General features: G+C 66.0%; 9 protein-coding genes. 1 reads left to right on the top strand and 8 read right to left on the bottom strand.

The window, feature by feature from the left end; all coding sequences use genetic code 11:
• A partial coding sequence (locus AW06_RS15875; RefSeq protein ID WP_034951952.1) for a methyl-accepting chemotaxis protein occupies positions 1–730 on the top strand: 730 nt, incomplete at its 5' end.
• A 21-nt stretch (positions 731–751) separates the two neighbouring features.
• Here AW06_RS15875 and AW06_RS15870 read toward each other — a convergent pair.
• The 8 genes from AW06_RS15870 to AW06_RS15835 form a co-directional block, all read right to left on the bottom strand.
• Positions 752–1378 (bottom strand): DUF3299 domain-containing protein, encoded by a 627-nt coding sequence (locus AW06_RS15870; RefSeq protein WP_034951949.1) that lies wholly within the window; start codon positions 1376–1378, stop codon positions 752–754.
• Between the two features lie 11 nt (positions 1379–1389).
• Complete coding sequence (locus tag AW06_RS15865; protein WP_034951947.1) at positions 1390–2652, bottom strand: ABC transporter permease; 1263 nt, start codon at positions 2650–2652, stop codon at positions 1390–1392.
• Entirely contained in the window at positions 2649–3365 is a 717-nt protein-coding gene (locus AW06_RS15860) for an ATP-binding cassette domain-containing protein (RefSeq protein ID WP_034951944.1), read from the bottom strand. The genes AW06_RS15865 and AW06_RS15860 overlap by 4 nt, the downstream gene beginning before the upstream one ends.
• A 6-nt stretch (positions 3366–3371) precedes the next feature.
• Positions 3372–3890: a DUF2796 domain-containing protein gene (locus tag AW06_RS15855; RefSeq protein ID WP_034951941.1), complete on the bottom strand. Its 519-nt coding sequence runs from the start codon at positions 3888–3890 to the stop codon at positions 3372–3374.
• Positions 3887–4657, bottom strand: a complete 771-nt coding sequence (locus AW06_RS15850; RefSeq protein ID WP_034951938.1) for a metal ABC transporter permease — start codon at positions 4655–4657, stop codon at positions 3887–3889. The genes AW06_RS15855 and AW06_RS15850 overlap by 4 nt, the downstream gene beginning before the upstream one ends.
• Positions 4654–5559: a zinc ABC transporter substrate-binding protein gene (locus AW06_RS15845; protein WP_034951935.1), complete on the bottom strand. Its 906-nt coding sequence runs from the start codon at positions 5557–5559 to the stop codon at positions 4654–4656. The genes AW06_RS15850 and AW06_RS15845 overlap by 4 nt, the downstream gene beginning before the upstream one ends.
• Entirely contained in the window at positions 5556–6983 is a 1428-nt protein-coding gene (locus AW06_RS15840; RefSeq protein WP_273704793.1) for a hypothetical protein, read from the bottom strand. Before AW06_RS15840 ends, AW06_RS15845 begins: the two co-directional genes overlap by 4 nt.
• A gap of 63 nt (positions 6984–7046) precedes the next feature.
• On the bottom strand, positions 7047–7427 hold the full coding sequence (locus tag AW06_RS15835) for a hypothetical protein (RefSeq protein ID WP_273704792.1): 381 nt from the start codon (positions 7425–7427) through the stop codon (positions 7047–7049).
• Between the last annotated feature and the right edge of the window lie 316 nt (positions 7428–7743).

Raw genomic sequence — 7743 nt, 5'->3', positions numbered from 1 at the left:
CCAGCAAGCCCGCTCGCTGCAGACCCTGGTCGAGCTGATCCGGCACGTTGCCGGCCAGACCAACCTGCTGGCGCTCAACGCGGCCATCGAAGCTGCTCGCGCCGGCGAGGCCGGACGCGGTTTCGCGGTCGTCGCCGACGAGGTGAGGAAGCTCTCGCACGAAACCGAAACCGCGGTCAAGAAGATCAACGATGGCATCATCGCCGTTACCCAGATCATCGAGCGCCAGTTCAAGGACAAGCTCGCGCACTCACACATCAAAGAGGAACGCGACAGTCTCGAACGCTTCACGCAGCAGCTCGCCACCCTCGGCGCCAGCTACGAGCGCCTGACCGCGCGCGAACGGCAACTGCTCGACCGCATCACCGCGAGCAGCGGCAAACTCGCCACGATGTTCATGGAGGCTCTGGCCAGCGTGCAGTTCCAGGACGTGACGCGCCAGCAGATCGAACAGGTGATCGGCGGCCTCGAACGTCTCGACCAGCACGCCGAAGCGCTCGCCGAAAGCATCGAACGCGGCGCCGAGGGTGGTCACGAGGCGCGCATCGAACCACTCGCCCGGCAGATGGAGCAGCAGTTCTCGGACTATGTCATGGACCAGCAGCGCGACGCCCATCGCCAGGCGATCGGCTCCGCGCACCGCTCGCACCCGCCCGCCGCCCGCCAGACGCGCCCTTCCAGCGCTGCGCCGGCGCCGGCCAGCAAACCCTCGAACGTCGAACTCTTCTGAACTGCCACCCTTCCCGTTTCGTCAGCGTTTGCTGTAGGGCGTGACCAGTTCGCCCTGCATCCGGTATCCGGAAGCGCCCCAGGGCGAGTCGGAACGGGTGATGGACAGTGCCCCGCTGACCCACACCGCGTCCATGCTCTGCAGGCCTTTCAGCGGTTTGGCGAGGATCACATGGATGATCTGGTTGGCGGGCGGTGGCGGCACGTGGATGCAGGCGCCGAAATAGGGAACGAGAAGGAACTCGGAGACCTCGTCGCCCTTTTTTTCCAGCGGTACCATGAAGCCGGCGATGCGGATCCGCTGACCGCGCAGGGATTGCTCGACGGGGGCGTTGTCCCAGCTTTCCCGGAGCCGCTGCAGCGCCTCCATGGCGCGCGGGTCGGAATCCTTGAGCGTGCGCAGGTCGAGCCCCTTGAAAGCCTGCTGGGAGTCCCAATCCTTGGGGATCAGTGCGTCCCACGGCGTCTCCTGGTAAACCGCCGCGGGTGCGGTGGCCGACTTCGACGGCGACAGGCGTTCGCCGACGCGATAATCGCTGCGCGCATCGGCAGCACAGACGTTTCCGGCCAGGCTCAGGGGCAAGGCGGCCAGCAGCGCAAGACCGGCCACGGCCGCGATCGGGCCAGAGAAGAACGCAAGGATTCGCATAGGGGGGTCCTTTACAGGCGGGGAGTCAGGCCATCGGCCAGAGAGATTCGGTAAGCGCGGTAGCCCGGCAGCAGACTGGCGAGCAAGCCGACGGCGACGACGGCGCCGAGGAGGGCCAGTTCATCGGACGAAATCCAGCGCGCGCGGATCGCCAGCCCGTAATGCGCCTGCGCGAGCGGGCCCAGCAGCGCGGTCAGCAGGGCCAGCAGGGCGGCTCCAAGCAGAGCGCCGAGGACGGTGACGAACAGGCCTTCCGCGGTCAGCAGCACAAAGATTTCGCTCGGCCGCGCACCGACCGAACGGAGGATGGCGAGTTCGCGCCGTCGTTCACCGAGGCCGGCGAGGACGACCGCCACCAGCCCGGCCAGGCCGACCGCCACGACCATCGCCGAGACGGCGAGCAAGGTTCGCTCGGCGATGCCGACCACCTGCCAGAGCTGATCGAGCGCGACACCCGGCAGTACCGCCAGCAGGGGCTCGGCGGAACGGGTGTTGAGGTCGCGCTGCACCTTGAACACCGACGCGCGGTTTTTCAGTCCCACCAGCACGGCGGTGATTTCCCTCGGCGTCAGATCGAACTTGCGCACGTACTCGGCAGGAATCGACAGGCCCGGCAAGGGCGCGCCACCCTGCCAGTCGAGGTGGATGGCCTGTATCGCCTCGAGGCTGACATGGACGCTGCGGTCCACCGGCGTTCCGGTCGCAGCGAGGATGCCGACCACCGTGAACGGCTTGTCGGTGTGTTCGGCCAGGCTGACGTCGCCCATGCCGTGACTGAGGACGAGCTGATCGCCGGGACGGTAGCCCAGACGTGCAGCCACCTCGGCGCCGAGCACGGTCTCGAAGATCCCGGCAAACGGCTTGCCTTCCGAAAAAGCCAGGGCCTGCGCATCCCCGTACCGGAAATGTTCAAAATAGGCCGACGAGGTGCCGATGACCGGGAAACCGTGATGCGAATCGCCCAGCGACAGCGGGATCGACCAGGCGACGGCCGGATTCTCGGCGATCGCGCGGTAGCTTTGCCAGCGAATATTGTTAGTGGCTTCGCCAATGCGAAAGACGGCGTAGAGCATCAACTGCACAGGGCTGGTGCGGGCGCCGACGACCAGGTCGGTGCCGGCAACCGATTGCGCAAAGCTGTTGCGCGCCTCATGGCGAACGCGCTCGACGCCGAGCAGCAGGGTGACGCTGAGGGCCACGGCGATCAGCGTCATGCCGAGTGTCAGGCGCCGATTCCAGGCGCTGCGCGCGGCCAGCAGGAGGAGCGGACTCACGCGGCTCTGCCTTCGCCGCAGGCCGGGCTGATCGACGCCAGCGATAGCTCGCGGTCGAAACCCGCGGCAAGCCGCCGGTCATGACTGACGAAGAGTAGCGTGCTGCCCGCCGCCCGGCACTCGCCAGCGAGGAGTGCAAGGAAGGCTTCCTGCCGCTCGGCGTCGAGGGCCGAGGTCGGTTCGTCGGCAATGACGATTTCCGGTCGTCCGATCAGCGCGCGCGCCGCCGCCACGCGCTGCTGCTGACCGACGCTCAGGCGCGTGACGCCCTGTCGGTGCAGCGTCTCCTCGAGATCGAGCTGGGCCAGCAAGCGCGCAGCCTCGTCGTGCAGCGAGCCACCAGCCGCCATCGCGCGCGCGCGTCGGCGAGCCGAGAAGCGGCACGACAGGAGCACGTTATCGACCACCGAAAGATAGGGAAGGAGGTTGAACTGCTGAAAGACGAAACCGACATGGTCGGCGCGAAAGCGGTCGCGCGCCGAGGGTTTGAGTCGAGTCAACTCGCTGCCGAGCAGCCTGATCCGCCCAAGCTCGGGCACCAGCACGCCGCCCAACAGCCCGAGCAGCGTGCTCTTGCCGCTGCCGCTCGGTCCATAAAGGAAAATTCGCTCGCCTGCACGGACCTCGAAGGCCGGAATGTCGAGGCGGAATCCATCTCCCCGCGGCCAGCGGAAGCGCAGGTTCTTGATCTCGATGACGGTTTCCGACGTCATGCCGGTCTACCAGGCAATGTTTCGTTGCTGTGGCGAGAGTCGGACAGCCGATTGTCCGCGTGGCCCCGCCACCTGCGCGTCGACTCGCTGCAGCCTCGGGAAAGCCTGAAACAGACCGACTTCGAGCGCACGCAGGGCTTCGGGATGCTCGCAGCGAAAAACGAACTCGCCATCGAGGTCGGCATGGCCGTCACCGGCGGGCTTCGTCGGCTCCAGCACCGGCGATTCCAGTTTTACCGATAGCGGTGTGCAGGCAGCGACCGGCGAGGCGATGAACAGGCTGGCCGGCTGATTGAGGCGTTCAGCCATTGCGCGCACGGCGGCTTTCTGCTTTTCGGTACGGGGCGTGTGTTCGAAACCGACGAGGTTGTTGAGCGGGCTTTCGAGGTTCAGCGTCAGGTTCTTGCCGTCGATGGCCACCAGCAGGCTGGCGGCACCATGCACGTGGGCGGCGGGTTCGCCGGCCGCGGCGGAAAGCGGCCACAGACAGACGCTGGCGATGAAGAGGCAGGGTAAGCGGTTCATGGTAGAGATTCCTTGATCAGTGGTGTGGAGACTGCGTATCCCCCCAGCGCGAGGGCTGCCATCAGCCAGACGATGGTCGGACCGTTCGGCAGATCGTGCGCCGTCGACACCAGCAGACCACTGGCGTAAGCAAGGATGCCGAGCAGCCAGGCGGCCGCAAGCCGGCCCAGGAGCATGCGCCGGGTCGCCAGCAGCGGAACGATCAGCGTCGCGAAAACGAGATAAAGGCCGACGAGTTGCACGGATACCGTGACGGCGATGGCGAACAAGCCATAAAAGCCGGCGCGTCCCAGGGGTTCACGCCAGCCGAACCCGAGCACGAGGATCGCCGCGTAGACCACGGCATGCCACGCCAGCCGGCCCGGCTGCGCCCAGAGAATCTGTCCGATCAGCAGGTCGCGCAGATGCTCGCTGCCGTGAACGTTGCTTGCCAGCAGCAACACGCCGCCGCTGGCCGCAAGAATGAAGACGACGCCGATGGTCGCCTCCTGCACCTCCGGCCAAAGGCACTCGGTCCAGGTCAGAAGCAGGGCGCCGGCGAGTGCCGCCGCCAGCGCCGCCACCTGCACGGCAGCCCCTTCCGGCTCGAATCCGAGCTGATCGGCGATCAGCACGCCGCAGCCGGCGATCTGCGCGATCGCCAGATCGATGAAGACGATGCCACGCGCGAGAACCTGCATGCCGAACGGCACATGCGTTGCCGTCACCAGTACCCCGGCGATGAAGACCGGCAACAGGATCGACAGATCAAACACGCCTGGATTCATTGGCTGCCTTTTTGCAGCCGCTGGATGGTGTCATCGAAGAGGCCGAAGAGATCCTTTGCCGAATCGTCCCCGCCGACGGCGAAGGGCAGGACCACGGTGTGGATCTTCGCACGTTCGGCGATCCACTGCGATGCCCGGTCGCTCTGGTACGCCGCGCGGATGACCATCCTGGCCGGCTGCCGTTGCAGCAGGGCAAGAACTGCCGAGAGGTGCTGGGTGGTCGGCTCGATCCCCGGCTTGGGTTCGAGTGCGGCCACCTGCTGCAATCCCAGCCAGGCATTGAGGTAGGCAAACGCGTTGTGGTGGACGACGATGGCGGTAGCACGCAGCGACGCGGCCTGCTTTTCCCATTGGGCGACCGCCTTGCTCCAGCGTTCCGCGAATGCCTTGTGGGGCGCCTGGTAATACGCGGCATTGGCCGGGTCCAGATCGGCTAGGCGGGCGGCGAGCGGCGCAGCCACGCGCGCGATGTTGCGCGGGTCGAGCTGGATGTGCGGATTGCCGGCCGGATGCACGTCGCCGTCGGCGCGGTCGAGCCGCAGCGGCTTCTCGAGCAGGCTGACGAAGGCCGTCGCTTCCAGGTAACCGGGCTGGCCGGGTTGCACGCGTGGATTGCCGGCCTGCCGCAGGACCAGCGGCAACCAGCCCACTTCCAGCTCGGCGCCGGTGGCGATCACCAGGTCGGCGCTGCGCGTGCGTGCGATCAGGCTGGGTTTCGCTTCGACGTGGTGCGGATCCTGCCAGGCGTTCGTCGCGGCGTAGACCTTCGCCTGGTCGCCGCCGAGTTCCTCGGCGAGGGCAGCCCATTCGGGGACGCTGGCAAAAACGTTGAGCGCAGCCAGCGCCGGCACGGCGAGAAGTGTCAGCGCAAGGCCCAGGAAGGACCTGACATACCTTTTCATGGCCTCTCCTCACTCAGTAACTGTGCGCACCGTGCGCGCCCAACGTCAGGATATACTGGACGAACAGGATGTTGTCGGTGAAGTCGGGTTGCAGCTTGCTCTGCTGATACTGGATGCGAAAGCGGCTGAACTCGGACGGCGTGTAGTCGAACATCAGCGAGTAGCGCTTCGGATTGAACGACGAAGCGCCCAGGTAGTCGGCGTTGCCGCCGTAGTCGACACGTCCGGGATCGAGGTGGTCGTAACGCGCTCCCACCCGCCACTCGGGCATGAACTGGTAGCCCCCCTGCACATAGAAACAGAAACCATTCTGCCGCGAGGTACTCCTTGCCGTGTTGGTCAGACCGAGCGCGCCGTCGCTGTCGTAGCGCAGATCGCCGCGTTCCTTGCGCCAGAAGTACTCGCCCTGCAGCTTGAAGTGGGTTTCCCCTGGTGTTGCCGTTGGGCGCGTACTTCCAGACGAAATCGGCGATCGCGACCTGGCTGCGGCCGCTGAATTCCAGTTGGGCCAGATTGCCGCTGCAGTCGATTTCCGTATGGGTCCGCTCGTTCGGTCGCAGGGTGAGCCACGACAGACCAGCGCGCCAGCTGTTGCTGACGTCGATGTCGCCACCGACATGTGCGTGCAGCGCGCCACCGCCGATGCCGTTGCGGCCACTGCTGCGTTCGCTGCCGGGGAAACTCGATCCGTCGCCGACTTCGGCGCCGAACTGCAGAAAGGTGTCGGTCGGCGCAAGCCATTTCACCTGCAGGCCGTCGTTCCTGAACTGGCCTCCGAAAAAGGCCTGATAGACCAGCGGCGCATCGTAGAAATCCCAGGCATGCTGGTGCTGATCGTTGAGGTAGCCGACGCTCGACAGGAAGCGACCGAACTTTGGCGTCACACCGCCGGGTAGCGCCGTGAACACGCCGTACGTTTCCTCGACCTCGACGTTGTTGTCCGGCGTCAGGGCAAGGATCAGATTGCCGAAGGACTTGTGGTCGACGTTGGCGGAGAATCCCAGTTCCGATTCCGCGATGCTGAAGCCGCGTTTGCCGGGGCCGATGTCGCCGCTCGGGACAAAACCGGCGATCGCGTACTTGTCCGGGTCCTTCGACTGGTGGATGTAAGCGCCCTGCAGTACGACTGAAATGGCGGGATTGAAGGCGCTGTTGCCGGCGCTGACGGCCGCTGGCGTTACCGCCGGAGCGGCCGCCACGGTGGCCGCCGTCGGCGAAGCGACCGGCGCCGGGGCCTTGGCGCTCCTCGCCTCGGCCTCCTGCAAGCAGCGATCGGGGGCCTCGATGCGGGCTTCGTAGCTTTGTTTCAGTTGCTGGATCTGCGCCTGGATCTCGGCGAGTTCGGCGTCGCTGGCGGCAGATACCGGGGGCGAGCCGAGCAGCGCCAGCGCGCATGCGCCGGATACCTGAATGAATCTGGACATGCTTCTGCATCCTCTAAACGTCGTTGATCTTCGCCGGCCCGGTGGGCGGCGAAACCGGACGGTTCAGAGTTGCGCGGGCGGAGCGCGGCTGGAATAGTAGGCGGGAACGCCGGCCGGGCGGATGGCCGCGCGTGCGTCGGCCAGGACGAAGTCGCCCAGTGTCTGGTCAAACGGCGGCGGGTGGCCTGCTGGTGCGGCATTGGCCACTGTAGCGAGCAACAGACACTCGACGCAGAGCGCATCGCTGTCCGGGTCCTGCAACCCCTTTTCCTGCATGGCCTGCCGCCATTCGGCGAGATGCTTCAGGTCGTGCCACCGCGCCTCGTGCTGCACGCCGAGCAACAGGAGCGCCATGACCACCGCCAGAATATTGCGCAGCATCGCGGCAGCCCGCTGCCTGAGCAGGGTGGAGGATGCCTGACGACGCCGGGCGAACGGTTTCATGCGCGCCCGGCCCACGGCTCGGTGGCATGGTCGAATCGCGGCAGATCAGCGATTTGCTGCCGCTGGCAAGCGTGCAAACACGCAGCCGCCATCTCCGCACCAGCGTCGCGGGTGGCGCCATGGATTGCCGAGAGGACGTAAGCGGGAGAAGGTCTCACGACAGACATGGAAACACAAAAGCTTTGCAAACGCAACATTGTTGCGTTTGCCGGATGCGAACGGTCATGACTTTTCCTGGCCCCCCGATCACCTGTGCCAGCATGACAGAACCGGGCAGACAGGACCGGTGGTTCACGCTAGCAGCCTGTCGGCCTTT

This window comes from Candidatus Accumulibacter cognatus, from assembly GCF_000584975.1.
Taxonomy (GTDB): domain Bacteria; phylum Pseudomonadota; class Gammaproteobacteria; order Burkholderiales; family Rhodocyclaceae; genus Accumulibacter; species Accumulibacter cognatus.
The sequence above is the reverse complement of the archived record's forward strand: the minus strand, read 5'-3'. Positions and strand labels throughout refer to the sequence as shown.

What these genes read in the sequence shown, in the direction of transcription:
- AW06_RS15840 (WP_273704793.1), bottom strand. Translation starts at nt 6,983, where the DNA reads ATGTCCAGATTCATTCAGGTATCCGGCGCATGCGCGCTGGCGCTGCTC.
- AW06_RS15845 (WP_034951935.1), bottom strand. Translation starts at nt 5,559, where the DNA reads ATGAAAAGGTATGTCAGGTCCTTCCTGGGCCTTGCGCTGACACTTCTC.
- AW06_RS15835 (WP_273704792.1), bottom strand. Translation starts at nt 7,427, where the DNA reads ATGAAACCGTTCGCCCGGCGTCGTCAGGCATCCTCCACCCTGCTCAGG.
- AW06_RS15870 (WP_034951949.1), bottom strand. Translation starts at nt 1,378, where the DNA reads ATGCGAATCCTTGCGTTCTTCTCTGGCCCGATCGCGGCCGTGGCCGGT.
- AW06_RS15850 (WP_034951938.1), bottom strand. Translation starts at nt 4,657, where the DNA reads ATGAATCCAGGCGTGTTTGATCTGTCGATCCTGTTGCCGGTCTTCATC.
- AW06_RS15860 (WP_034951944.1), bottom strand. Translation starts at nt 3,365, where the DNA reads ATGACGTCGGAAACCGTCATCGAGATCAAGAACCTGCGCTTCCGCTGG.
- AW06_RS15855 (WP_034951941.1), bottom strand. Translation starts at nt 3,890, where the DNA reads ATGAACCGCTTACCCTGCCTCTTCATCGCCAGCGTCTGTCTGTGGCCG.